20 protein-coding genes are annotated in these 26,381 nt (G+C 59.9%); 7 read left to right on the top strand and 13 right to left on the bottom strand.

What is annotated here, in order from left to right:
- The first annotated feature begins 44 nt into the window (after positions 1–44).
- On the top strand, positions 45–4,814 hold the full coding sequence (locus K5K89_RS17325) for a dermonecrotic toxin domain-containing protein (protein ID WP_222539894.1): 4,770 nt from the start codon (positions 45–47) through the stop codon (positions 4,812–4,814).
- A gap of 1 nt (position 4,815) precedes the next feature.
- Here the strand turns inward: K5K89_RS17325 and K5K89_RS17320 are convergent, their stop codons facing one another.
- Entirely contained in the window at positions 4,816–5,076 is a 261-nt protein-coding gene (locus K5K89_RS17320) for a hypothetical protein (protein ID WP_071490646.1), read from the bottom strand.
- Between the two features lie 345 nt (positions 5,077–5,421).
- Here K5K89_RS17320 and K5K89_RS17315 point away from each other — a divergent pair, with 345 nt between their 5' ends.
- Positions 5,422–6,747: a sigma-54 dependent transcriptional regulator gene (locus K5K89_RS17315; protein WP_222539893.1), complete on the top strand. Its 1,326-nt coding sequence runs from the start codon at positions 5,422–5,424 to the stop codon at positions 6,745–6,747.
- A gap of 136 nt (positions 6,748–6,883) precedes the next feature.
- Here the strand turns inward: K5K89_RS17315 and K5K89_RS17310 are convergent, their stop codons facing one another.
- From K5K89_RS17310 to K5K89_RS17280, 7 genes are all read right to left on the bottom strand, one after another.
- Positions 6,884–8,182 (bottom strand): hypothetical protein, encoded by a 1,299-nt coding sequence (locus K5K89_RS17310; protein ID WP_222539892.1) that lies wholly within the window; start codon positions 8,180–8,182, stop codon positions 6,884–6,886.
- Positions 8,183–8,231: 49 nt separating this feature from the next.
- The gene (locus tag K5K89_RS17305) at positions 8,232–8,975 is read right to left on the bottom strand and encodes a hypothetical protein (RefSeq protein WP_071490643.1); all 744 of its coding nucleotides are present in this window, start codon (positions 8,973–8,975) and stop codon (positions 8,232–8,234) included.
- Positions 8,976–9,013: 38 nt separating this feature from the next.
- Positions 9,014–9,694, bottom strand: coding sequence for a C39 family peptidase (locus K5K89_RS17300; RefSeq protein WP_071490642.1), 681 nt, complete (start codon positions 9,692–9,694; stop codon positions 9,014–9,016).
- 62 nt (positions 9,695–9,756) lie between these two features.
- A complete protein-coding gene (locus tag K5K89_RS17295; protein ID WP_222539891.1) occupies positions 9,757–10,503 on the bottom strand; it encodes a hypothetical protein in 747 nt (248 codons plus the stop codon).
- Positions 10,504–10,570: 67 nt separating this feature from the next.
- A complete protein-coding gene (locus K5K89_RS17290) occupies positions 10,571–11,122 on the bottom strand; it encodes an adhesin (protein ID WP_222539890.1) in 552 nt (183 codons plus the stop codon).
- Positions 11,119–11,553 (bottom strand): hypothetical protein, encoded by a 435-nt coding sequence (locus tag K5K89_RS17285; RefSeq protein ID WP_071490710.1) that lies wholly within the window; start codon positions 11,551–11,553, stop codon positions 11,119–11,121. The genes K5K89_RS17290 and K5K89_RS17285 overlap by 4 nt, the downstream gene beginning before the upstream one ends.
- Before the next feature lie 354 nt (positions 11,554–11,907).
- Positions 11,908–12,903, bottom strand: coding sequence for a FecR family protein (locus tag K5K89_RS17280; protein WP_071490639.1), 996 nt, complete (start codon positions 12,901–12,903; stop codon positions 11,908–11,910).
- 143 nt (positions 12,904–13,046) lie between these two features.
- Between K5K89_RS17280 and K5K89_RS17275 the strand changes: the two genes are divergently transcribed.
- Positions 13,047–13,316 carry a PepSY domain-containing protein gene (locus K5K89_RS17275; protein WP_222539889.1) on the top strand — a complete coding sequence of 90 codons (270 nt, stop codon included), beginning with the start codon at positions 13,047–13,049 and terminating at the stop codon, positions 13,314–13,316.
- 20 nt (positions 13,317–13,336) lie between these two features.
- Here the strand turns inward: K5K89_RS17275 and K5K89_RS17270 are convergent, their stop codons facing one another.
- On the bottom strand, positions 13,337–18,415 hold the full coding sequence (locus tag K5K89_RS17270) for a dermonecrotic toxin domain-containing protein (protein ID WP_315901958.1): 5,079 nt from the start codon (positions 18,413–18,415) through the stop codon (positions 13,337–13,339).
- Between the two features lie 288 nt (positions 18,416–18,703).
- Here K5K89_RS17270 and K5K89_RS17265 point away from each other — a divergent pair, with 288 nt between their 5' ends.
- A complete protein-coding gene (locus K5K89_RS17265) occupies positions 18,704–19,741 on the top strand; it encodes an Ldh family oxidoreductase (protein WP_071490636.1) in 1,038 nt (345 codons plus the stop codon).
- A gap of 36 nt (positions 19,742–19,777) precedes the next feature.
- Here the strand turns inward: K5K89_RS17265 and K5K89_RS17260 are convergent, their stop codons facing one another.
- Complete coding sequence (locus K5K89_RS17260) at positions 19,778–20,098, bottom strand: YqjD family protein (protein ID WP_016979401.1); 321 nt, start codon at positions 20,096–20,098, stop codon at positions 19,778–19,780.
- A gap of 163 nt (positions 20,099–20,261) precedes the next feature.
- On the opposite strand from K5K89_RS17260, the gene K5K89_RS17255 reads away from it, so the two are divergent.
- Positions 20,262–20,516, top strand: a complete 255-nt coding sequence (locus tag K5K89_RS17255; RefSeq protein WP_071490635.1) for a hypothetical protein — start codon at positions 20,262–20,264, stop codon at positions 20,514–20,516.
- Here the strand turns inward: K5K89_RS17255 and K5K89_RS17250 are convergent.
- Positions 20,488–21,402, bottom strand: a complete 915-nt coding sequence (locus tag K5K89_RS17250) for a LysR family transcriptional regulator (protein ID WP_222539887.1) — start codon at positions 21,400–21,402, stop codon at positions 20,488–20,490. The two genes, K5K89_RS17255 and K5K89_RS17250, sit on opposite strands and share 29 nt — an antisense overlap.
- Before the next feature lie 82 nt (positions 21,403–21,484).
- Here K5K89_RS17250 and K5K89_RS17245 point away from each other — a divergent pair, with 82 nt between their 5' ends.
- Positions 21,485–22,411 (top strand): carbon-nitrogen hydrolase family protein, encoded by a 927-nt coding sequence (locus K5K89_RS17245; protein WP_071490633.1) that lies wholly within the window; start codon positions 21,485–21,487, stop codon positions 22,409–22,411.
- 157 nt (positions 22,412–22,568) lie between these two features.
- Here K5K89_RS17245 and K5K89_RS17240 read toward each other — a convergent pair whose 3' ends face one another.
- Positions 22,569–23,030, bottom strand: coding sequence for an LEA type 2 family protein (locus K5K89_RS17240; RefSeq protein WP_222539886.1), 462 nt, complete (start codon positions 23,028–23,030; stop codon positions 22,569–22,571).
- 12 nt (positions 23,031–23,042) lie between these two features.
- Entirely contained in the window at positions 23,043–24,470 is a 1,428-nt protein-coding gene (locus K5K89_RS17235) for a nucleobase:cation symporter-2 family protein (RefSeq protein ID WP_222539885.1), read from the bottom strand.
- Between the two features lie 233 nt (positions 24,471–24,703).
- Here K5K89_RS17235 and K5K89_RS17230 point away from each other — a divergent pair, with 233 nt between their 5' ends.
- Positions 24,704–26,329 carry a methyl-accepting chemotaxis protein gene (locus K5K89_RS17230; protein ID WP_222539884.1) on the top strand — a complete coding sequence of 542 codons (1,626 nt, stop codon included), beginning with the start codon at positions 24,704–24,706 and terminating at the stop codon, positions 26,327–26,329.
- The last annotated feature ends 52 nt before the right edge of the window (positions 26,330–26,381 follow it).

Genomic DNA, 26,381 nt, shown 5'->3' with positions numbered 1-26,381 from the left:
CGGGGCACCGCGCCGACAATGGAAGCTGACTTAATGCGCCCGCTATGGCGGGGCGCTTCATCAGCAAGGAATGTCCCATGGTCGCCCTGTCTACTCCTCCCTGTCGCGAGCGTTGCGCGGAGCTTGCTCAGAACATCCTCCAACATTTTGCCGACCCCCCGTCGTTGCGGGAGGTTGCGTTGCGCGTGGTGCAACACAGCTTGGGCGTGCAGTATCCCTGGCTGCCCATCAATCACACCGAGCCGATATTGCTGCGACCGGTGTATCGCTATGACAACGGCAGTTACACCATTGAACGCCATGACGCACAAAACCTGCCGGATGCGCTGATCGAGTGGTGCGCGACGGGGCGGTTCGTCGATTTTGCCCAAGACCACTCCATCGCGCGCGACGCCGCCGGTTTGCCGCTGCCTTTGAGCGTCGATATCCGTCATGTCGAGCGAATGCTCAATCAGCAAGGCCCGGTGTTGCTCGAGCGCTATCAGGAGGCGCTGGTGGATTACTGGCTGAGCCCAGGCGACGATCAGACCATTCGCTACCTGTGGCTGGCCGATACCCTCAGGAATGCACTGCTGGATGTGGCGATCCACAGTTCGCTGACCGGGCACCAGTTTGACACGGTGATCAACCTGGTCAGCCGTTCGTTGCCGACCTCGCGCTTCCAGCCGGTCGATGGGCACGCCTATATCATCGATCAATGGGGCGAGCGGGGGGCGACGAACCTGGAGATGCTGCGCGGGCTTGTGTTGGTCAAGCAGTACGGCGAGCGCACCAGCGTGTTGCTGTTCACCCTGTCCAGGGGCATCCAGCGCTTCGACTCCCTGGCGCAACTGGGCGATTGGCTGGTCAACCTGATGAGTAAAATCACCCCAGGCCATTCGATGCAATGGCGCTTGTACCAACCAGCCGGGAACATCTTTCAAAGTTTCAGCCTGACCTTCCTGGCCAAGCAGTTAGTCGATATCAAGGCGGTATTGCCGCTGGTCCGGTCCATACCCAAGATACCCAAGCCGCAGAACGTATTGGCGCGTGCAGTCGAGGTGATCACCCATGACTTTGACAGCGCGCCCATCGGCTCAAGGCTCATGCAACGCCTGTATGACGCGCTGCCCGGCTGGCTGCTGCAGGCCCCCGTCGACCTGCAATGGCAGATGAGCCGCTATGCCATCGACCTGGCCAAGCGAATCCGGCAACCTGACTGGCGGCCATTTGACGAAGGCGTTCCCTCGTTGCTGGATTACGCCCGTCAGGCGCTGTCGGCACAATTGGCCGAGGACTATCCGGACCGACCGGTGATCGATCCTGATCGCATCAAGGTGATGATCGAACTCGATGAGCGTGACTTGCACGCGCAGCCCGGGTTGTTGTGGCAACTGCCGCCGCTTTACACCCATGGCACCTGGACCCTCAGTGAGTTTTCATGGTTGGCGTTGACGGAGCTTGATCCGAGTCGGGTCACACTCACCACAGCCCCCGGCCACCCGGCGGTGTGGCTCACGCCCAGTGACGCTATAAGCCTGGTTGGGCGTGCGGACATTCGGGGTGGGTACGGTCGGTTGATCAAAGAGAAATTCAAGGACAACCCGAGCGAGGTACTCTGGCGGAAGGCGCGTTTTACTGAGCAATTACGCCTGCAGGTGCCCATGCTGGCGCTCGAATACCACCTCAAGTACCCACAGGCGTTTTCCCGCAAAGCCTATGTGAGCGTGGCGGCCATTTTTCAACCGCGCACTGCTTTCACCGAGTCGGTAGTGCTGCGCCCTTTAGCCTTCAAGCCGGCAGTGAGTGAAGCGCCTGATGAAGTGCGCAACATGTTCATCATCGGGCCGCGCAGCCTTGGCGAAGGCCCGCAGATCCTCTATCGGCCGATGTGTGCCGTAAAATTCATCGAGTTCGCCACGGGGGATGCGCTGCTGGCTGCTATTGCCAGCCCGGGTCAGTTGCAGTTTCAGGTGTTGGCCTGGTTGCCGGAATCGGCGCGGTCGCGCTACCTGGTGCCGGACCTGACTGCGCCGAGTCTTGCGGCGTTCCAGCGGGTCGACTTCAACCGGTCGTTGTGGTCTGTTGAGGGCGTCACGTTGGCCGATATGGACGTCAAAGGGGACTATCTGACGGCGCTGTTCGAGAGCAGCGTTGAGACCGTCTTGAGTGTAACGGAGCTGTCGACGTCGTCCGAACTGGATGCCTTCTGGGGCTGGATCAAATGGCTGTTAGGGGTGGGCCTGCTTCTGCTGCTGACGTTTTATGGCGGCCCGGCGGGAAGGGCGTTGGGCTGGCTGTTTCTGGTGTGGTCGGTGGTGCAGGACCTGAGTAGCATCGGTGACAAGGACTCCGAAGACAAGGTCTCCAGCGTGGCGGACCTGCTGCTGAATATCGGTTTGCTGCTGCTCAGTCGCGGCCGCCTTTCCACCAAAGTTGCAGGGCGATCAAAGGCGGATGATTTGCTCGACCTGGCCCAGGGCGCCGATCTGGAGCAAAGCATTGAAATGAGCTGGAGTGAGCCGCCGGAGTATCTGTCCGAAGGTGGCCAGACCAGCCGTATGCAGACGCCAACGGTTCAGTTGCCGACGGTACGCAGTGCCCAGGAGTTGGTGCGGGGGGACCCTGGCCTGGAGCAGTTGTGGAGTGGTTTGTACCGACGGCTGTCGGTTATTCGTTTGGCGGAGTTGGCGTTGTACAAGGTCAGGGTGCCGCCGTTTGCCGAACGCATCAGCACGGGTAAGCAACGGGGCCTGTTCCGTGCGGGTGGAAGCCTGTACGTAAGCATCGATGGAGACATGTTCAAGGTTGAAGAGCACGATGGCATCACGCGCGTGGTGAACGATGACTTGGCAAACCGCCTGGGACCGCAAGTGGTGTCCGACGCCGAGGGAGATTGGTCATTTTCACCGGAGACGGCAGTACCCCACGACTTTCAGGAAGCCCTCGACCTGGAAAAACAACGGCTGGCGCAGCTTAAGAGTGATGAGCAACGACGCAAGACGCTCGATGAGGAGTACGACAAACTGGTGCTGCAGTTTGCAGACCTGAGCTTCCCCGACAGCGCTACGCTGCAGGCGCTGAAAGTGCGAACTGCCGAGCCCGGTATTCGGGAGTTGATCGAGGATGAGTTGGCCAGGGCGGATGCGACGCTTTGGTGTTCTACGGCCTTGATGGAGGCACTCACCCGACGGCGGCAGCTCAAGCTGGTCAGAGAGTACAGTGCGTTGTACAACCGGTTCAGCGCAGGTGCGGTCAAGGCCCGGCGTAACAGGGCATTGTTGCTCGCCAGTAAACGCGCGTTACTGCTCCATGAGGATCAACTCAACGCCGAGGCGTTCGACGCACAGAGCTTGAGTGTCGTGGTTCTGGACGCCAAGACCTGGCGTGGTTTTGCAGCCAAATTACCTGATTACGCGACGTTGCAGTTGAATGCGATTGAAGCGTGCCGGGACGCCGAGCTTCAGTTTGAAGAAATGAAGCGCACCGGTAAGGTCGTTGATACCGCAGTGACCGCGCTGGACACTGCGGACTGGGCGGGTCGGCGCATGTCCATGATGTGGCGGGAACTGCACCTGCGTACCCTGGCCTTGCAATGTTTTGATGGGCGGGTCACTGTCGCCAGGGACGCGACGCTGAACCTGATTCAGGAGGTCAGCACGCTATGCAGCATGAAGCTGCTGTCCTATCGGGAGTTGTATACCACGGGCGGTTTCAATCTGGACCAGAAACTGCGGGTCGCCAATGACGTGCTGGACGCGTTGGTGCTGGCCTATCACCGCCTGGCTTACCAGTTGAGTCCCTTCCCAATGTACGTCGTCCCCCGGGCGTTAGGGAGATTTCGCGCCTATGTCAAAGAATTGCAGCTATCGGTGGAGGAGGAACTGATCGACCTGTATCGGCAGTATGAGGAGGCCAGCCTGGAGGCGATTTCCGGTACAGTCCGCAACAGCGCCAAGATGTTGATTGATGAGGTTGCTGAAGGGGCGGTGATCGGCAATCGACGCAGCCCTGCCTTACCTGATGCAAAACAGGAATATCTTGATCTGCTGGAACCGTTCGATGATCGACGTGCCTTTACCTTCAAGCGCCTGGGGACCAAAGAGGCACCGGTATGGACGATGCAGCCAAATGTCCAGCCGCAGGCCGAGTCGGTCGATGTCGCTGAGTCGTTGGCGGTGATCGGCGGTGAGGCGCAACGCCTATGGCGAGATGCCAGGCGTCAGTACGGGTTGATTTCCGAGTTGGAATCCATGCCCAGGATATCGGCTCGTCGGGCACGCAGCGAATGGATTAACGCGATCAAACGTATGAGCCAGCAACGGGACCTGCTTATCGACGCGCTCAAAGTACCAGTGGCTTCACCCAAGCATCAGGACCTGCTGGCATTCTTCAAGCACACCCCCGGCGAGCTCTATGACGAGATTCTGCAGTTTATGGAGCAGGCCTCGGCGGTGCGTGACCGGATGATTCTAAGGTATTCGCCCACGTCGGAAGGATTGCTGCAGATTTCTCATAAGTCGAAGAAGGTGGATGTGCTGGAGTTGCCATCTGTGCGTCCATTGGTTCGGGAGTTTGTGGTGAACGAAACCTCCACCGGTCGGCCCTTATGGCTGGCCCGCTTCCACTATAGGACGCAAGATGCGCGCAATATTGGTTACCACTTTATCCGTGGCCATCTTAAACGTTATGCCCAACGGAACATCGGTTACCAAAAAATGAAAGACCACGCGTCTAACCGGGAACTTCTGATCAATGCCCTGCGCTCGAACATTGATCACGAAGTTGCCGAAACCGTGTTCTTCACCGAAGACGTCAGCTCAACGGTGCGTTGAATTACTTCGGCATGGCCCAGGTTTGCAATTGATAGCCGCTCTTGTCCAGCTCGGCACGAGCCTGCAACAGCAAGTTTTCCAACTGAGTTGGATCGGAATAGACGCCGGCATCCAGTTGCTGGCTGCCAATGCGGGTATTGGTGCGGTCGATGACGCTCAGGCTGAGGGCGCCATTGCCGTCATGCCAGGCCACGCACTGAAAGGGTTGGAAAGCACGGTCTGCGATCAAAAGAGCTTCGTTGATGCGGAGCGGGGCGTTCATGTGGGTCGTCTCTCTAAATGCCCATTCAAGTGACTGCCGGCGGTTGGGCTGACCGTGCGGCGGGTTACTTGTACTGATGCACGATGGCGGGGTACGGGTCACATGTTAGAACAACTATTTTCGGATTTTAGTGATTGACGTCATGTAAGCGGCTGTTTTGAAAGCTGAATGAAAGTTTCCAAGGTTCGCAATTTTCTTCGTTGAAAACACCGACCAGTGGCTTTTTGCCCGCACTTATAGCGAAATCGTACAAGCGTCGCGTCAAGATCTTGCTAGGGTTACGAGCAGACGTCACAAACTGTTGTTTCTAAATAACTTTAACGATTTTGACGCCAAGGAACAGTCATGGGTATGCCTCCCGTTCAACGTCGGTTGCTAGTGGTTGATCCCTGTGACGATTGCCATGACCTGCTGCCCGGTTTGCGCGCGGCCGGCTGGGCGGTCGACAGTTGCCCGCTGGAAGGGGTCGGCGAGCGGTCCTGTGATGTCGGCCTGCTGCGCCTGCAACCCTCTCACCTGGAACGCCCCGAAGCGGTCAAGGAGTTGATTGGCCGCAGCGGCACCGAGTGGATTGCCGTGCTCAGCCCGGACGTACTGCGACTGCAGAACGTCGGTGATTTTGTCTGCGAGTGGTTTTTCGACTTCCATACCTTGCCCTTCGACGTCGCCCGGGTGCAGGTCACCCTGGGCCGTGCCTTTGGCATGGCGCGCTTGCGCGGCAAGGGCCACACCCTGGTGGATGAGCCTGAGCATGAGCTGCTGGGCGACAGCCGGGCGATCCGTGAACTGCGTAAATTGCTGTCCAAGCTGGCGCCCACCGAATCGCCGGTGTTGATCCGTGGCGACAGCGGCACGGGTAAAGAACTGGTGGCCAGGACGTTGCACCGCCAGTCCCAGCGCCATGCCAAGCCCTTTGTCGCGATCAACTGCGGGGCAATCCCGGAACACTTGATCCAGTCCGAATTGTTCGGCCATGAAAAGGGCGCGTTTACCGGCGCCCATCAGCGCAAGGTCGGGCGTATTGAAGCGGCCCACGGCGGCACGCTGTTCCTGGATGAGATCGGTGATTTGCCGATGGAACTGCAAGCCAACCTGCTGCGCTTTCTGCAGGAAAAACAGATCGAGCGCGTCGGTGGCAGCCAGCCCATTCCCGTGGATGTACGGGTGTTGGCCGCGACCCACGTCGACCTGGAGGCCGCAGTTGAAAGGGGCGCTTTTCGCGAAGACTTGTATTACCGGCTCAACGTCCTGCAAGTGGTGACGGCGCCGTTGCGCGAACGCCATGGCGACGTGGCGATGCTGGCCAACCATTTTTCGCGCTTTTACAGCCAGGAGACGGGCCGACGCCCGCGCAGTTTCAGCGAGAGTGCTCTGGTGGCCATGGCCAAGCACGCCTGGCCGGGCAATGTGCGCGAGCTGGCCAACCGCGTGCGCCGTGGCCTGGTGCTGGCTGAAGGGCGCCAGATCGAAGCCGTTGATCTGGGATTGCAGAGTGAACAGGCAATTTCACCGCCGATGGCTACACTGGAAGACTACAAGCACCGCGCCGAACGCCAGGCGCTGTGCGATGTGCTCGACCGGCACAGCGACAACCTGAGTGTCGCCGCCCGTGTGCTGGGGGTTTCCCGGCCGACGTTCTACCGGTTGCTGCACAAACACCAGATCCGCTAGGGCGGGTAAACCGAAAAGCCCCGCAACGACCCTTATCGTTGCGGGGCTTTTCCTTGTGCTGCTGTGCCGAACGTGCTCGTTGTGGCGAGCGGGCTTGCCCCGCGTTGGGCTGCGAAGCAGCCCCCCCCGGCTCTCCCTAAAAGTAATACGGAAACTTCAAGCTGAACGTAAAGTCCGGCGCATCATCCGTCATCCCGATCGCCAGGTTCGGCACGATCGTCAGGTTATCCGACGCGGCAATGGTCATGCCCACGTTGAAGTAACCGGCGTTGGCATCGCTGGACACCACCGACTGCCAGTCCCCTCCGTTAGGCTTGAGCTTGCTCTTGCGCTGCACCAGATCGGAGACCGAGAACGACATACTCATCTTCTCGTTCAGGGCGAACGCGACGCCCACACCGAGTTGGAAACTGTCACCCAGGCTGACCTTGCCGCCGACTTTCTGGTTGACGTCGCTGCTGATGTCGTCAAACGACTCCTCGAAGTTATGGGTATAGGAGAACGAGCCAAACAGCACCGCAGGGTCGAAGGTCTTGACCAGCGAGATACCCGGGGTAATCGACCAGACACCATTACCCGTGGGCAGGTTTTCCGGTACATACAGGTTGTCGTTGGCAGTTGACCTGACCAGCTTGATGCCAAACGGTTCTTTGCCCGTTGGCGCCTTGACGCGCAGCGACACCACCGCATCCGGCAGGGTGGGGGTTTCGTCGAGGAACTTGTAGGCCACACCGAAGTTGACGTCGCCAATGGTCGGGTCACGGCTCACCGATTCTTCCGAGGTGGCGTTGGCATTGTTGCCGGCGCCGCCCGACTGGTAGGTCGACTCGCGGTACACCACCGGTACGTTCACATCGAACTGCCAGCGGTTGTCGACGTTGTAGCGCCCCGTCAGGTCCAGGGTCCAGTTATCCGACTTGATCCGGTCTAGGTTGATATTGCCCAGGAAGATCGAGTCCAGCGCCAGGAAGCCGTTTAGCGTCAGTTGGCGTGCATCGTAGCGCGCATAGGTGATGCCGGTTTCAAAGCTGAATTTGCCATTGCCGAAGAAGCCGCTGGCCTCGTTATAGAGGTTGCTCACGCTTTGCGCAGGCGCCGAATCGTCCTTGAGCGACTGCCCATAGGAGCTGCCGCCGCCTGCACCGCCGGAGGCCGCCGCCGCTCCCGTGCCTGCCACAGTGGCACCGCTGGCCTTTTGAAAGTCCGCCGGGGATTTGGCCAGGCGCTTGGGCGCGGGTGTCGCCGGCGTGTCCTCGACCTGGCGCACCCGTTGCTCCAACACCGCCAGGGCTTTCTGTTGCACTTCGTACCGCTGCTTGAGCTCCAGAAGTTCCTGCTTGAGGGCTTCGATATCGGCGTCTGGCGCGGCATACACGGATGCGGGCAAGAGCGTACTTAAACAGACCACCGCACGTAGCGATAACGATCGATGCATGAAATAAGCCGTCCTTTTGTAATGCGAAAGTGTCGAGGGTCAGCGTAGTTCAATAACCGAGAGTGCGTAGGCCTTTGAGTTGATCCAGATTGCAGTTCAACGCCGGGTTGTTCAATGCGTTATTCATGACCACGTTGAGTTGGGTCATGTTGTTGACGAAGTTACTGTTTCCAGTTAATACCGTGCCTTGCAGCAGCTGGCCGCCGCCAATCTGCTGGAGGCTGTTGCCTTGGTTATGATTGGCCTGGATCGCCATTTGCAAACCGCCATTGTTGGCCGATACGCTCACGCGGCCTGCCGCGCTGTCGCCGGTCACGGTACCGCCGGCCACCAGTACCTGTCCCGATTGCGCGGCATTGGAAGGTGCAAAGCCGTTTTCAGTGACGTTGATCCCGACATTGTTGTAGGCGGTGTTTTTGTCGCCGGCAGCACGCACGCTCTGGGTCACGCCTGTGCCGGTGCCCAGGCCGGCACCTCCAGTGACGTTACCGGTGCCGGTGTTCGGGTTGGTGCCATTCCCGGTCGAGCCGGTGGTCTGCACGTAGAACTGCGGTGTAATGGTCGATGAATCGACTTGCATGCTGGCCTTGCCGGTGAGGGTGTCGCCCACGGCATTGGTCCAGGTACTGCTCATGACAATACCGAAGCTGATGATCCGCCCCGGCATTACATAACGACCGCGCAATTCGGCCATTTCCGAATCCTTGAGTTCGATCGGCTTGAACGCCGATGAAGCATAAGCGGGCATTGAGGCTGCCAGACACAAGACCGTCAGCCAACGGGAAGTGTTCATCTGCTGCTCCTGGAGCGTCCTGCCCCTTATTGTGCTTCTTAAAAGAAGTCGCTCTGGATGAAACCGAAGTCCATCAGTTCGGCATCGCCTACGGGCCTGAACTCATTCAGTTGGTTCTTGGCGGTCAGCGGTGTGGGCGGGTCGAGCAAGGCATTGGCCTTGTCGTAGCCTTCACCCAGCACGGCGAACACGATGCCGTTCCAACCCTTGACGAAGTCGTCGCGCGAATAGCGCTTGTGGCCCAGCACCGGGTCGCCGATATAGACCCAGTCCTTGTCGGCCCGCTGCAACACCACGAAGTGCTTGTAGCCACGAATCTCCAGCAGCACTACCACGGGGATTTTCACGGTCACCAGGGTGTCCGGCGAAATCTTGTAGCCCCGGGCACGCATGCCGATGCTTTCGAGGTAGCGCTTCATGTCCAGCATGGAAAAACCCTGGGTGCGAACCAGGTCCTGGTCGGCATTGACCAGCATGCCTTTGATCACGTGGTCTTCGTCGACGTCGAGCCAATAGCCCTGGCGCAGGATGGTGGCGAGTGCCGCGGCACCGCAGCTGAAATCGGTTTTCTGTTCCACCAGGTTGGCGAATTTGCGTTCACGGATGCTCTCGACCTTCTTGTAGATGACTGCACCGCCAGGCATGGCGGAGATCGCCATGGTGCCTGCCCAGGTCGGGCCGGTGAGCAGCATCAGCAGGGAAAGGGTCGCGAGGCGCATGATCGTATGACCTAGTAGACACCGGAAAAAGAAAGGGGCCTTGTTGCCAAGGCCCCGTTGGATCAGAAGCGCACGCCGCTGCCGCAAACGCTGCAGCCTTCGCCTATAGCGAGGCTGTTGCTGCCTTGGTTGCCGGCACCGGATTGCAGGTTCACACCTACGTTGCCGGAGTTGCGGTTAACCGAGTTGTCGAGGCTCGAGTTGTTGGAGACATACTGAGGTTTGCCGCCATAGCCATAGCCGTGGCTGGTAGCCGCCGTGTTGAGGTAGTTGTTGGCGAGCGAGTTTTGCTCGGTGTTGGCGGCCGCTGCGATGTTTTTGCCATCAGCAGTGGTGATTACCAGGTTGTTTTTAGCCTGGTTGCCTTGACCGGCTTGGCCGTTGTAACCCACGTTGCCGGAGTTACCGTTGATGCCGTTATCCACGGAGGCGTTGTTTTGAGTGCCCTTGTTGATGAAGTTGTTCAGCGCGCTGTTTTGGTTGACATCGACTACCGCGAAAACAGTAGCAAAGTCGCCCTTGGCGCTGGAGATCGCGCCAGAGTTGTCAGCCAGGTTGCCGCTGCCGGATTGAACGTTAACGCCGACGTTACCGCTGTTGCTGTTCACCGAATTATCGTTGGACGCGTTATTTTCGGTCTTGGTGTCATCGAACTTGTTGCCGATACTGTTTTGCACGTCCGTAACCACCGAGGCAACCACACCGGTAGGTTGAGGCGCAGGATGCCAGCCACCCCCTGCTTGAGCAGCAGCAGCCATGAGTGCAGCGAGCGCGAAAACCATTGGTTTCAGAGCCATTTGAGGTTTCATGGTGTTTCTCCTTGCTTCTAATTAGTTGGTTAAGTGTTGGTACGGTCTAACGTGTGCTACCAAGCGGTTACTTGATAGTGATGCCCAGGGTGTTAGCCACTCGGTTCCCCACCCCGGCACTCTGGTTCACCTGTATCACTCCTCGGCTGCCGGTGAAGGCCTGGTCGCTTGTCACGACCTGGCGGCTGCCAGTGGTGTGGGTGAGCCCTGAGTCGGTTGCCAGCGTCGTCGTGTTCTGTTGCAACAGGACGCTGTCGTCGATGGCTTGCGGGCCAGAATTGACGCTGATCCGCACGGCATTGACTGATTGGTTATTGGCCCCGGCGGACTGGTTGACGCCCAACATGCCGTTGCCATTGGTAAAAGAAGTGCCCTCGATCGCCGCCTTGGCGTTCAGGGAAGGGTCGACCTTGCCATCCATCCTCTGGGTATTGCCGGTGGTGGCCTGGCCGCCCAGCGTGACAGCGCGGTTGTTTGCCGTTTGCTGCTGGTTGCCCGCCGCCTGGTTGATCATCAGGTTGCCGGTGTAGTCCTTGCCGCTGTTGTTGATGACGGCGGTGTTGTCGGCCATGGTCACGGCGCTGCCCAGCAGGGCCAGAATGAACAGGGCGCGTTTCATGGTTTGCCACCCAGCATGCCGCCCAGGTTGCTCAAGGGCGCCATGCCGCGCTGAATCGAATCGCTGATCTGCCCGCCCATGCTGCCGCTGCCGCCCGAGCGGCTGGCTGCTGCGCCGGCACCCAACGTGGACATACCGTTTTGCGTGGCGCTCAAGCCGGTGAGGTTGCTGTTGGGCTGGAGGGCGCGGGTAATGCCCAGGCCGCTGCTGACGCTACCGAAGTCACGGTCGCTCAGCTCGCCCGACAGGGCGCTGTTGATTTCTCGGCTGGGATTGGCGTTGGCGGTCTGGGGATAAGGGTCAGGACCAAAGGAGGAACGGCCATACATGTGGCCCTGTACGTTGCGGCCCGTCACGATCACGCCGTCACCTGCCAGGGCTGGAAGACTGATACTGGCGCTGAGTACACAGCTGGCCAGCAGTACGTTCATCGAACCTTGAGTGAATGTGATCACGGCGGCATTCCTTATTCTCAACGCTGACCCTAAACAACGTTGTCAGGGAAAGAGCAGAAGCCGTGCCGCTTTTGATTTATTACTGTTTTTCAAAGGCTTGCGATAACTGCAAGGCTAAATGATGGCCGTGCTGTATCAGCCATGAGACAACCGCCCTCGAAGGCCCGGCTATCCAGCCAGTGCACAACCGCTTCACCCCGTTGTATCAGCGCCGTAACACCGTGCATGACGAAACGATGAATCCGCTTTGCACGGGCGATCCAGGGACGGTGTGTGTAAAAAAAATGGACAGTGCTGGCGCAAGGATGCCTAAAGCACGACGCAACAGACTCAGCCTTTGGGGGCTTTACGCGGAATGGAATTGAGGACGGGATTGCCGTCCTGGTTCTGGGTCAGGTAGACCGGCAGAACCTTGGGCAGGGAGGGCACGAGGTTGTTGACCTCGTTGATGTTGTAGATACCGCCGATGCGAATCGTGCCAGTATTGGCGTCGGCCAGCATCACCGGTTTGCTGAGATAACGGTTGATCAGCGGCAATGCATCGGCCAGGGCCAGGTTGTCGAGGATCAGCTTGCCCTGGCGCCACGCCAGGGCCGAGTCATTGGGGCTGATTGCACGCACGCTCGGTGTGGCATCGCCCTGTTGATAGCTGGCCTGCATACCGGGGGTGAGGGGGACGCTGCCGTGCACCTGGTCGCTGCTGACCTGCACCGAGCCTTCCAGCAGCATCACCCGCACCTGGTCTTCATATTTCCAGACGTTGAACTGAGTGCCCGTGACGCGCACCTGGCCTGTGCCGGCGTGCACGATGAAAGGATGGGTACTGTCATGGCTGACCTTGAAAAACGCTTCGCCCTTGTTCAGCGTGACGCGGCGCTGGTCTTTGTAGTTGCTGTAGACCAGTTCGGTGCCCAGGTTGAGTTCCACCTGGCTGCCGTCGCCCAGGGTGACCTGGCGCAAGCCGTTGGCAGCATCGAAGCGTTCATAGGAACTCGGCAGCCAGCCCGCTTCCCAGCCGGTGAAGGCGGCGAGGGGCAGGGCGGCCAGGCAGATGGCCGCTGCCACGGCATAGGTGCGCACCCGGCTGCGGGGTTTGGAGGGCACTGTTACCGGCGGGATGTCGCTGCGCGGCAGGTGGTCGGCGACGTCCCAGATCTCCAGCATCGCGGCGTATTCAAAGGCGTGCAGGGGGTGCGAATCATGCCATTGGGCAAAGGCCTGACGTTCGCCGGGCGTGCAATCGCTTGCATGCAGGCGCATGCACCAATGCGCGGCGGCGTCGGTGATGGCGTCATATTCGGCTTCTGAAAGGGACTTTTCGCTCATTAACTCATCCTGATTTCCAACATTCTAACCTCCCAAGGTGGACGGCGAGAACAGCCGTCATGGCGATTGCACATCAATTGGAACTTATTCTCGTTTGGCGCTACCTAAAAATATTCAGGACATTCCCACAATGGAGTACGAAGATGCTGAAGAAAACCTTAGTCGCCCTGTGTGCAACCACCGCCTTGCTCAGTGCAGGCGCTGCCTTGGCGGACAAGCCGGGCGCAGGCTGGATTACCATTGAAAAAGCCATCGAAGTAGCCAAGACCAAGGCCGGCTACATCGAGGTCTATTCGGCAGAAGCCGACAACGACGGCTATTGGGAAGTCAAAGGCCGCAAGTCCGATGGCACCGTGTATGAAGCCCGTATCGACGGCGCATCAGGCAACGTTCTGCGTGACCAGAAAGACTGATACATCCTCCAGGGGCCTGTTCAGGCCCCTGGCTCCAAGCGCCTTCCCAGATGTGTAATCAGAAAGGTCACCGAGTCGGCATTGGCCAGGATGATGTCCATCCGAAGGTCAGCATTGCTCATGAATGTCTGCCGCGCCTCATCCAATGTCCTGGCGCCCGTGAGGTGCAGTACCCTGTCGCGCAGTTTGGTGGAGCCGGTCTTGCCGAAGTCTTCCCAGCGTTGTTCTAGTGCATCCCAGCTCTTGAACAGCATCGTTGCGGGCGTGAGCGCGGAGAGGGCAGTGCTTTGCAAAGTGGACAGGCTCGTGTGCTTGCGCAAGCCCTCGGCCGTACCGCGATGGATCAGGTCCACGAACGGGCGGATGGTGTCCATGTAGGCAATGTCTTCGGTGTTCGACGCCAAGTGACTGATCTCATGGATAAGGGTAGCCGCCCGTGCATGATCCTCGAGATCGAACGGTGCAGTGAGGTGCTCGCGGTATTGATCCATGCCGGTATTGAAAAAGCGATCCAGCAGATAGATTTTCCGCTCTGCATCCTCAGGAATCACAAAAGCGATTTCGTCGTCGATGGGCCAGCGTGAAGTGCCGGTGACAAATCGATTGGAGTCCAGGGTGAGTAGATCCTGCCGGGTCATCTCCTCCATGACTTCCATGACCCGGTTGCGGATTTTCTCCACTTGCCCGGGGTTGAAATTCAGCAGGCCGAACATCTCGCTCAAGAAGCGACCGACAGTGGATTCGGTAAGGCGCTGCAGTGAAAACTCCGCAAGGTTGCGCTGGCAGGTATTGGTGTAATACAGCGCAACGTTGAGTGCGCGGTCGATCGACAGCCCTTTGTCACGATCAAGCCCGCGAATGGCCGGCATGCCGACAGCCTCGATATTGATGGCGTCGCGTTCTGATAGATGGGTGCTGAACCGGTCCCTGATACGGGACACGGTTGGCCCGAAGCGCGGCTCGCGCATGGACAGATCGAACACCCACTGACCCTGTGCGTTGCGTTCGACAAAGGGCCCCAGTTCCCGAGCAAGGCTGACTCGCCATTGTGTGCCGCTGCGGGCGACCGGGTAGACTCGGCCGGCCACCGGCACATAGGTGCGGCTGTTGATCGGCTGGGTGTACACGTGGTTCTGGCGGTCGAGTGACAAATCGGTCAATGCCACCGTGACGTCTTCGAACCGCCGTAACCGAGTGCGCAATGGGTCCGTGATGTCCAGGGTTTCTAAGGTGGTGGCAGGTACCGGGCCTTCCCAGGTCGTGGGTGGCTGCGTGTCAGTCTCAGCCGCGGTCACACCGTCGAGCTCTTTGCGCAGCGACGCCATTGAAGCCACGCCTTGGATAAACAGGCGCAGACCGGCGCCAAAGTGCTGCTCTTGCAAATTCTCGGCGGAGGCTTCAAACAGCCTGAAGCTACGCCAGACCACCAGCGGAAACTTGAGTTTGCCCGCAATGAATTGCAGTCCCATGGGAATGCCTTTACGTACAAGGCTGGTTACGCCCTCCCACAGATGCTTGCCCTCTTTGGTGAATTGGTTGGAAAGCATGTTGATCAACTGGAGGGCATTGTCATGAAACAGCAGTCGCAGCAGGTTGCCTCTGATCGGATTCGAAGCCAGGCTGATGTTTTCTTTTTCTTTTTCTTTTTCCTGCGAGTTCGACGCTTCGAACAGATTGCGCCATGTTGCCTGTTCGGGATCCCCCATTTGGCTGATGATCCAGGCCTGAAGTGGGCCTGGGCGGCTGATGTCATCCAGCAATTTTTCTTCGTCGCCGTATTCCTTCAAAACGCTCAACGGGGCATAGGGTGCGTAGAGCACCAATGGCCCGCTTGTTCCGGCCTTTGCGCCTATCACATAAACGCCAGGCACCCTGGCCGGAGTCGCCCCGCGGGTGGCAATCAGTTCCAGCGGACGGATCATTGCGGTGGCGCCGCTGACAGCTTCCCGGGCAACGGCATCTGGCATATCGAAAATCTGTTGGATAAAACCCCACGCCGTCGTGCTCAGGCGTTCCGCCAGCTTTTCCTCGTGGGCATGCAGCAGTACTTGCCACGGAAGCTGCTGGCAGAATAGCTCGCGGCGTTTGCGCGCATCCTCGGTGTCAGCTGTCAGGTGGGTGGTCAACAGGTCGCGGTAGATTTTCCCGATGTCCAATTGGCGTACCAATTGGACGATCGCTTCGCCATTCAATGCGGCGGGCAAGGGTGTTGTGCCGCGTGCGTGCGGTGTGAGGTTATCGGGCTGCAGGTCGGGCAAATGGCGCAGGGCAAACTCAGTCAGGCTTTGGGTGTGCCCATTGAGTGCCAAGCGTGCCGGGATCAGAATGTCGTCCGGGGACAATGCCTGGTGTGGGAAGCGCGCGTTGAGCAGGGCGGTCAATGTTTCAGCGACCTGTTCCTCCAGAAGCGGCAGGCTATGAAGGTAATCTTGGTTATCCGGGGCGCTGAGACGATATTGCTCGAGCAGTTCGGCATGCAGCAACTGATCCTTTGGCGACGCCATGCCCAGCCAGGCAGGCAGGCCTTGCTGTTGGATCATGGCATTGGCAATGGCTTTCGCCCTGCCGATATTTGACGGTGCCACACGGCCCATCTCGGCATCCAGGCAGTCCTGCAACTGGATCGGTCCCAGAGGCATGGCGAGCCAGTAGTCGAGGGTATCCAGATGATGCACCAGGTGGCTCTTTTGGCGGTTGAGTAAAAAATGCTCGTCAATACGCTGCAATGGGCCCAGTCGGTATCGCTGGTGCGGGGAGCGCAGGCTGATGGGCAAGTTCTGCAGCAGGGCGGTGCGTCGGCCAGGGTGTTCCAGGCGCTGTTGAAGCCGGTTGCGCAGGCTGGTCAGCGAGTCGAAGGCTTCATGGCCGCGCTGCGGCGTCCACAGCACGACTGCACCGGAGAGGCGCGGGTCCAGTCCGCCCCGTTCCGTCAGCACAAAACAGTTGGCCAGGGGGTGAAACGGCTTGTCACCGTTGATGCTGACCGTGACCTCGAAAACATCCGGCAAGAAACCGTGCAATCCATGGCGTTTATCGCGGGTCATGCTGTCGCGACGCAAGACCGTATCCAGCATCGCGTAAGGGGTTTGGCCCAAGGTGTTGTTGAGCCGCCGTAGCTCTGCCTCACTGCACAGGCCGTGGAGGAGGCTTGCGATCATTTGATCACCATGGTTTTTCATGAATCGCCCGGGCAACGAACGTACGTCGCGTTTGACGAAGTAGGCGGTGGTCTGCGTGATCACTGCATTGAAAATATGGCTGTTGAGGTTGTTCAAGCTCAAGGCTGCGCCGTCGCGCCGCGCGCTGTAAAAACCGATGCGCGGTGAGCTGCCTATATCCGCGGCGGCGTTGGCCAGGCGCTTGATGAAGTGCTCGACCATGTTGACCGATGACTGCGGCAGTCGCTCTTCCCTGTCCTGCGCCTCGCTGGGGTAGGTATTGACGTAGACGTCGCTGGCATCCAGGCCCAGATGGCGCTTATTCATTTCCTCATTGAGGGCTTTGGTGGCCAGGCTACGCAGCGTCGGGTGAGTGGCCCGTGCGGCCAGCAAGGCGTTTTCATCGGTCTGCAGTGCTTGGAGTTGCAGCTTGGCGCGTTCTGCCTGCACGGTGGATGGCCGGCCGTTTCCGCTGCTGACAGGGTGCATGCTCCAGCGTCCGCTGGCGTCGAGGTCCAGCAGGCGGCTGTCGAGCATCTGACGGATGTCCAGGGAGCAATCGAGCAAAGCGGCCAGGTCCACGGTGCCCTCGCTGCGGCGGAATTGCGTCAGTGCATGCTCCAGGTTGCTCAGTTGCTTGTCTTGAATGTCTGTAAGCATCCCACCGAACACACTGCCCTGTGTCGCCCGCCCGCTAATCTGTACGCCACGCATGGCGAGGTAAATGCTGCGCTCCTCCAGGGAGAGGAAGTTCAACAATTCGTCTTGATGCCCGGCGGCCTTGAGCATGCTCAACAGCGTGTCGTTCAGGTCGTCGACATCCTTGAGCACCTGCAGCCCGCGTGATTGGGTGTACAGGTAGGCGTGCTCGTCACTGATCAACAATGTGGCGGCAAGCTCCACGTGATGTTGATAGGGCGCATGGATGCTGATTTTTTCGATGCGCAAGCCATTTTGCCACGCGTTGCGCTCAGCCTCGTCGGGGAGGAAGACGGCGAGCAGTCGGTAGGCGTTGTCTGAGGACAAAATGTCGCTTTGTGACTGGCGCTTGAGCAGCATGTCCAGGCGGAACTTGTCGCTCATGATTTGAGTAAACAAATCCAGGCGTGACATGTTCTGGCTGATGGGGGCATTCCACCAGGTTTGCAGCAGGGCGCTCAGCAGCTTGGAGAAGATTGCGCTGGCTTGCTGAACCAGGCTTTCCCAGCGTTGCAGGTCTTGTTGATGCTGGGCCGCGCTGAACCGGCTGGTGTCATGCCTGGGGTTGACGAAAGTGCGTGTGTGCTGCGCTGGCCAATCGTGCCTGGCGTAGTACTGCAGCAAGGTTTCAGCCAGGGTGGCCGAAGCCACCCAGTGGGAAGTGCTCCCGGGAATGTCCGGGGTTGATGAGACGAAACTGTTGACCCGCGTGTCTTTGAGCTTGAGCCCTTGAAAGTGTGGGCTCGCTGCCCCGACAAGGTCGAGGACCGCTTCCAGCAGGTCGGGCAGCGTCGGCAGGGTTTGCAGTTCTTTCAACGCCCACTGCAGATCCTGGGTCTGGTTGGCGCGCAGGGTGTTTTGCTGGTCTTCGAATACCGCGTGTTCAACCGTGGCGGTGCTGAGCGTGAAGGGGTTGCCGGGGTTGAACTGGTTGCGCCATTCAATAGGTACAAACCTGATTAAATCAAGGTATGAGGTTGGGTCTTTGAGTCGCCGGGTTATCTCATCCAGGCAGTCCTTGCGCTGATTGAATACCTCGATACCGGCATAGGGGGTGTAGAGCGCAGTCTTTTTCTCTTCGGGGCTCGAACTCATCATGAACGCACCGGCGAGCGCGACTGCACGCTTGCCGCGCCTTTTCAACATCAGGGTTTCCACGGTCATCGGCGCGTCACGATTATAGCGCCCGACATGGGTGGCGCCGTACACCGTACTCAGCCAATTGACATCCTTGAGTGTCAAACCCAGCGCCCGCTCTCGGTCGGTTGGGTGTTTTCTCGAAACCGGACGCAGGTACTCATCAAAAAAATACGGGGGATCTACATGGGCCATGAGCTGCTCTCTGTAAGGGCCTGGGGATGGCAACGATGATGAGCAGCACGTTAGGGGCAAAGGGTGCGATGACTGCGGTACATAACTGATCGGAGACGGCCATGCCGATAAAGTCGATTGACAGCAGGCCGTCGGCGCGTTGTTTAATCATGGTCTTTCGTCTTGTTGCGCCTTCCAATCATAAAATCGGAGCTTCAGATGTCTACGCCGTCCAACGTCGTTGAGGGTTCCCGCGTCACGGTCGCTTTCGCTGAACTGGTCGCGCTGTTGCAAGAGGTGTTCGTACGGCACGGTACGTCCCTTGAAGTCGCGGCGATCCTCGCCCACAACTGTGCCAGTGCTGAACGCGATGGCGCCCACAGCCATGGCATTTTCCGTATTCCCGGCTACATCAGCACCCTGGCCAGTGGCTGGGTAAATGGCAAGGCCGTGCCCCAGGTGACGGATGTCGCCTCAGGGTTTGTGCGCGTGGACGCCGCCAACGGCTTTGCCCAGCCGGCGCTCGAAGCCGCACGTGCGCTGCTGGTGGAGAAAGCCCGCAGTGCCGGCATTGCCCTGCTGGCGATCCATAACTCCCACCACTTCGCCGCCCTGTGGCCGGATGTCGAGCCGTTCGCCGAAGAAGGCCTGGTGGCCCTTAGCGTGGTCAACAGCATGACCTGCGTGGTGCCCCATGGCGCCGACCGCCCGTTGTTCGGCACCAACCCCATCGCCTTTGCCGCGCCTCGCGCCGATGGCTTGCCGATTGTGTTTGACCTGGCCACCAGCGCCATCGCCCACGGTGATGTTCAGATCGCTGCGCGCAAAGGCGAGCGCCTGCCGCCGGGCATGGGCGTCGACAGCCTGGGCCAGCCGACCCAGGACCCCAAGGCGATCCTCGAGGGCGGCGCACTCCTGCCGTTTGGCGGGCACAAAGGGTCGGCGTTATCGATGATGGTCGAACTGCTGGCAGCAGCGTTGACCGGCGGCAATTTCTCGTTCGAGTTCAATTGGGCCGATCATCCGGGGGCGCGCACACCCTGGACCGGCCAACTGTTGATCGTGATCGACCCGAGCAAGACCGCCGGGCAAGCGTTTGCCGAGCGCAGCCAGGAGCTGGTGCGGCAGATGCATGCGGTAGGGTTGCGGCGTTTACCGGGGGATCGGCGCCATCGCACACGGGCGAAGTCGCAGGAGCAGGGGATCGAAGTCGATCGCAAAGAGTTGGAACACTTGCGGGAAATCGCGCAAGGTTGAACAGGGCTGCGCCGCTGGCGCAGCCCCTGTAGCCGCTTAGTTGCGACGACCGAGCAGCAGGCCGACCACCAGGCCGAAGCCTGCGGAAATCGCCACGGTCTGCCATGGGTGGCCACCGATGTAGGTTTCGGTGGCATCCACCACCGGCTTGCTGCGCTCGCGCACGTTGGACACCGAGTCCAGGGCTTGCTTGAGCTTGATGGCGACCTGCTCGCGCAGGGTTTCGCCTTCTTCGCCTACCAGGGAAGCGCTGCTCTTGAGCAGTTTGTCCGATTCTTCGATCAGCGCGGTGAGTTCGCTGAAGGCTTGGTCCTTGATTTGGTCTTCGACGGCTTGGGCAGCGGTTTTGCGGGCCATTGTGTGACTCCTTGCGAGTGAATGTGGCAGTGAACAATGGAGTGTTGCCCAGCGGCAAAAGTTGCAGTTTTTTTGCCTCTGCCTGTTCTTGAGCAAAATCCGAATCAGGAAATTTCGACCTACAGTGTAAGATGTAGCCTATTTGTGCAGCAGGTAATTCAACATGAGCTTCAATCTCGCCAACAAGACCCTCGCCGAACGCGCCGAGCTGGAAGATGAAAAGTCCCGCCTCTACGACCTGTGGCAGACCAACCTGGGCAAAGCCAAGGGCGAAGCTGCACGCTTGTTCGGTGAGCGCGCCAAGCGCAAGGGCAAGTGGGCCGAATGGGTTCGCGCAGAGCTTGACGGCATGTCGCCGCCGGAGTTTTCCAACATGGTGCGCAGCGAAGTCAACAAGCTGATGGCGGCCAGCAAGTAAAGCCCGCCACGATGGCTTCACGCACTTTCAACAACAGCGGATCCAGCTGCGCCTGGGTGCGCCAGCCCAGCTCCACCGGGTAGCGCGGCAGTGCCAGCGGGCAGGGCAATACGCGCAGGCCGGTCATCTCGGCAATGGCCTGGGCCGCATGCCCTGGAATGGTCGCCACGGCTTGGCTGCCCTTGAGCAAAAAGGGCAGTGCGGCAAAGTGGCTGGTCGACGCGCACACCTGGCGGCTCAGGCCCTGCGCCGCCAGGCCTTCGTCGGTGATGCCGATAAACCCGCCTGACGACACCAAAATGTGCTCACGCGTGACGAACTCGTCCAGGCTGATGTGTGCCTGGTCCGAATCCACCAGGCAACGATAATCACCTTCCCCCAGCACCTGGCGGCTCAGCCTGCCCTGGGCAAAACCGCCGGCGGTGATTGCCAGGTCCAGGGTGCGGTCGAGCAGGGCGCCGGCGACGATCTGGCTGTGGGTCTGACGGAAAATCACCCGCAGTTTGGGCGCACGTTGTGCAATCGCTTCGATCAATCGGCGGCCGTAGGCCAGCTCGAAATCATCGGATAACCCCAGCACCACTGAGCGGCCCTGATATTGCTGGTTATCCGGGTTGACCATTGCCAGGCTCTGCCGACAGCGGTCCAGCGCCTCACTGATCACCGGTTTCAACTGGTTGGCCCGCAACGTCGGCGCCAGGCCGCGCCCGGTACGCACGAACAATTGATCCCCATACACCTCGCGCAAGCGCCGCAACCCCGCGCTGATCGCCGATTGCGTGACGCCAAGGCGCAAGGCTGCGCGACTGGCGCTGGACTCGTCGTGCAATGCTTCGAAGGTTTTCAGCAGGTTGAGATCTACCTGGTCGATATTTATTTGGCTCATATCATTCAGCACTGAAGTGGGCTTTATTCATGATCGAGGCTGGCGGGAGAATGGGCAACCCCCTTTACCTGGAGTGATCGTGATGCCTGTTTCTACTGTGGCGGCCCTGCAAATCGGTTCCTTGCCCGGCGGCAAGGGTGAAACCCTGGCGCAAATCCTGAGTTATGAGGACCAGATCCTGCGCAGCGGCGCGCAATTGGTGGTGATGCCTGAAGCACTGCTGGGTGGTTATCCCAAGGGCGAGGCGTTCGGCACACAGTTGGGTTACCGCCTGCCGGAAGGCCGCGAAGCCTTCGCCCGTTACGTTGCCAATGCCATCGATGTCCCAGGTGTGGAAACCGAGGCACTGGCCGGCTTGTCCGCACGTACCGGCGCCAGCCTGGTGCTCGGCGTGATCGAGCGCAGTGGCAGCACGCTGTATTGCACGGTGCTGTACTTCGAGCCGGCGGGTGGCCTGGTGGCCAAGCACCGCAAGTTGATGCCCACCGGCACCGAACGGCTGATCTGGGGCAAGGGCGACGGTTCGACGCTGCCGGTGATCGACACTGCAGTGGGCCGTGTCGGCGGGGCAGTGTGCTGGGAAAACATGATGCCGCTGCTGCGTACGGCGATGTATGCCAAGGGCGTGGAAGTGTGGTGCGCGCCGACGGTGGATGAGCGCGAGATGTGGCAGGTGAGCATGCGTCATGTGGCTCACGAAGGGCGTTGCTTTGTGGTCAGCGCGTGCCAGGTGCAGGCCTCGCCCGAGGCGTTGGGTATCGAGGTGGCCAACTGGCCTTCGGAGCGCCCTTTGATTGCGGGCGGCAGCGTGATTGTCGGGCCGATGGGCGATATTCTCGCCGGGCCGCTACTCGGCGAAGCCGGGCTGCTGACGGCGCAAATCAATACGGATGACTTGGTGCGCGCCCGGTATGACTATGACGTGGTGGGGCATTATGCCCGGCCGGATATCTTCGAGTTGGTGGTGGACGAGCGCGCCAGGCCCGGCGTGCGCTACCTGACGGATTGAGCAAAATCCTGTGGCGAGCGGGCTTGCCCCGTGTTGGGTGGCGAAGCCGCCCTGAAGCCAGCGACCGTTTTTGTCTGACACTGTGCGGAGCCTGGGCTGGGGCTGCTACGCAGCCCAACGCGGGGCACGCCCGCTCGCCACAAGTGAGCCGCGTCAATTACCAGGTGGCGGTATTGGGCAAGTCCAGCGTGCCACGGTCCATAAAGCGCATCGTACCGAACAGCCCACCCGCCAGTTTGCCCCGCAGCACGTAGGGCAGGTTGTTCAGGCTCTGGGTCTGGCTCAGGCCCAGGGTCTGACGCAACACGGAAAACGCCGAAACACTTACCGGCACCATCAGGACCGTCTCGGAAAAACGCGGGATGGAGCCGCTCTGGTCACTCACCCCCGACGCCAACGGTCGGCCATTGACCTCCAGGTCCAGGGCCACGCCGTTGTAGTCGATCGCCGTTTCATTGGGGTTCTGCACCCGCAGTTTCACGGCGAAGCGCACTTCCAGGTCCTGGCTTTGCAGGGGCTCGATGCCCACTACGTTGATGTTCACCGGATCACGGTTGGGGAACAGCGCACAGGCGCTCAAGTTCAGCAGCAACAGCGATAGAACCATGAGCCTGCGCATACAAAGGTGCTCCTATTTCGTGACGTCCGGGTCCTGCATCACTTTGAGGGTAGAGGACTCCGGATCAAATTCATCTTCTTCCAGCTCTATGAACTCTTCCGGCAGGAAAATGTTCAGCACGATTGCACAGAAAGCGCCCACGGTGATCGGCGACTCGAAGATGTTGTGCAGCGCCTTGGGCAGCTCGCGCAATACTTCCGGCACGGCAGCGACGCCCAGGCCCATGCCGAGGGAGATCGCCACGATCAGCACATTGCGCCGATGCAACCCGGCTTCGGCAAGGATCTTGATCCCAGCGACGGCCACGGTGCCGAACATGATCAGGGTGGCGCCGCCCAGTACCGGCTTGGGCATCAGTTGCAGCACCGCACCGATCATCGGGAACAGCCCCAGCAGCACCAGCAGGCCGGCGATGAAGTACGCCACGTAGCGGCTGGCTACGCCGGTCAACTGGATCACGCCGTTGTTCTGGGCGAAGGTCACCATCGGCAGGCTGTTGAAGGTGGCGGCCATCGCCGAATTGAGACCATCGGCCAGCAGGCCGGACTTGATGCGCTTGATATACAGCGGGCCCTTGACCGGCTGTTGGGAAATCATCGAGTTGGCCGTCAGGTCACCGGCTGCTTCCAGCGGCGAGATCAGGAAGATCACCGCCACCGGGATAAACGCCACCCAGTCGAACGAGAACCCGTACTTGAACGGCACCGGCACACTGATCAACGGCACCTCAGGCAGCGCCGCCATGTCCACGCGGCCCAGCAGCCAGGCCACGACGAAGCCCAGGGTCAGGCCGATCACGATCGAACCCAGGCGCAGGAAGGGGTTATTGAAGCGGTTGAGCACCACGATGGTCAGCAGCACCAGCGCCGCCAGGCCCATGTTGCTCGCCGCGCCAAGGTCGCTGGCGCCAAACCCGCCGGCCATGTCAGTAACCGCCACCTTGATCAGCGACAAGCCCATGAGTGTGATGATGGTGCCGGTGACCACCGGGGTAATCAGCTTGCGCAGCTTGCCGATGAACTGGCTGAGCACCACCTCGATAAACGCGGCGAAAAAGCAGATGCCAAAGATCGTCGAGAGGATCTCGTCAGTGCCGCCGCCCCGGGCCTTGACCATGAAGCCCGCGCTGAGAATCACGCTGATAAACGAAAAACTGGTGCCCTGCAGGCACAACAGCCCCGAGCCGATCGGGCCGAAGGTGCGTGCCTGCACAAAGGTGCCGAGCCCCGACACGAACAGCGCCATGCTCACCAGGTATGGCACTTCGCTTTCCAGGCCCAGTACGCCGCCGACGATCAGGGTGGGGGTGATGATCCCGACGAAACTCGCCAGCACATGCTGCAGCGCGGCAAATAGGGCGGCGGTGAAGTGCGGGCGGTCTTCCAGGCCGTAGATCAGGTCGGATTTATAGCGGGGGCGCAGGGCTTGAGCGTCAGACAAAATGCGGGCTCGGGTCAGAAAATGGAGGCGCAGGATGCCAGAAACTGCCTGTCGTCAGAAGTGTAAAAAAATATTTATAAAGCCCCTGCGGGAAACCGCAGCGCCTGCCGATAGCGTGGTTAGGCCCACATACTAATGACAACGGTGGTGACCAAGGTCTTGGCAGTGCGTTGACGCTGACAGATCGTTTCGCGGCAGGGACGCGCGCAGACACTACTTTTGAGAGCACCCCCATGTCCATCCGTAATCTGAATATCGCTCCTCGCGCTTCTCTCGGTTTCGCGTTTATTGCTGTGTTAGTGGTTGTATTGGGGGTATTTGCGGTCAACCGTATGACGCTGATCCGCCAAGCCTCGGTGGACATGAGTACCAATCAGCTGCCGAGCGTGACGTCACTGTCGGTGATCACCGAAAATGTGCTGCGTATGCGCATCCTTTCGTTCCGCGTGCTGGTCAACCGTGAGCCTGCCGGCCTTCAGGAAGCTGAAGTGCGTATCGGCGTGCTCGCCGACAAGGTGAAGACCGCCCAGGCCAGTTACGCAGCCTTGCCTGCCGGCCCCGAGGAGGCCGCCCTGTACAAGGTATTCACGACCACCCTGGACAACTATCTCAAGGCTCAGGCCGAGATGCTGGCGCTGTCCAGGGAGAACAAGGTCGATGAGATGCGCACCCTGATCAACACGCGGATCAAGGACGGCACCGACCAGATGGGCGAACAGCTGAACAAGCTGATCGCCATCAACGCGGCGGATGCCAAGCAAGCCAACGAGGAAGCCGGGCAAAATTACAGCAGTGCCATCACTGGCGCTATTGTCGTTTCGGTTGCCGCCGCATTGCTCACGGTATTGCTGGCCTGGCTGCTGACCCGCAGCATTGTCGCCCCCTTGCGCAAAGCCGTGGAGGTGGCCGAAACCATTGCCGGTGGCAACCTGACCAAGACCATTGAAGACGACGGCAAGGACGAACCGGCGCGCTTGCTCAACGCCTTGTCGACCATGCAAGGCAACCTGCGCCAGACCATCCAGCACATTGCGGGGTCGGCCACCCAGCTGGCGTCTGCCGCTGAAGAGCTGAGTGCGGTCACCGAGGAAGCCTCCAAGGGCCTGCAGCAACAGAACAATGAAATCGACCAGGCCGCTACGGCGGTCAACGAGATGACTGCGGCGGTGGAAGAAGTGGCGCGCAACGCGGTGTCCACCTCCGAGGCGTCGACCCAGTCCAACCAGGCGGCGCGGGAAGGGCGCGACCGCGTGGTGGAAACCGTCGGCGCGATCCAGACCATGACCCAGGACGTGCAGACCACTGCCGCGATGATCGAAGGCCTGGCCACCCAAGGCCGGGACATTGGCAAGGTGCTGGACGTGATCCGCGCGATTGCCGAACAGACCAACCTGCTGGCGCTTAACGCCGCCATCGAAGCGGCACGTGCCGGTGAGGCCGGACGTGGCTTTGCGGTGGTGGCCGACGAAGTGCGGGCATTGGCCCACCGCACGGCGCAGTCGACGCAGGAGATCGAGAAGATGGTCGCCGGTATCCAGAACGGCACCGGTGAAGCCGTGCAGTCCATGCAGCAGAGCAACCAGCGCACCCAGGACACCCTGGAAATGGCCCGCGCCGCCGGTGTGGCCCTGGAGCAGATCACCCAATCCATCAGCCTGATCAACGAACGCAACCTGGTGATCGCCAGCGCCTCGGAAGAACAGGCCCAGGTGTCCCGCGAAGTGGACCGCAATCTGGTCAATATCCGTGACCTGGCGACCCAGTCGGCGGCGGGTGCCAACCAGACCAGCGCGGCCAGCCATGAGCTGTCGCGGTTGGCGGTGGACCTGAATGGGATGGTGGCCAGGTTCGTTATTTAGCTGGCTGAAATAATGTGATTTAAATGTGGGAGGGGGCTTGCCCCCGATGGCG

Source organism: Pseudomonas sp. DR208 (genome assembly GCF_019823005.1).
GTDB lineage: Bacteria > Pseudomonadota > Gammaproteobacteria > Pseudomonadales > Pseudomonadaceae > Aquipseudomonas > Aquipseudomonas extremorientalis.
The sequence above is the reverse complement of the archived record's forward strand: the minus strand, read 5'-3'. Positions and strand labels throughout refer to the sequence as shown.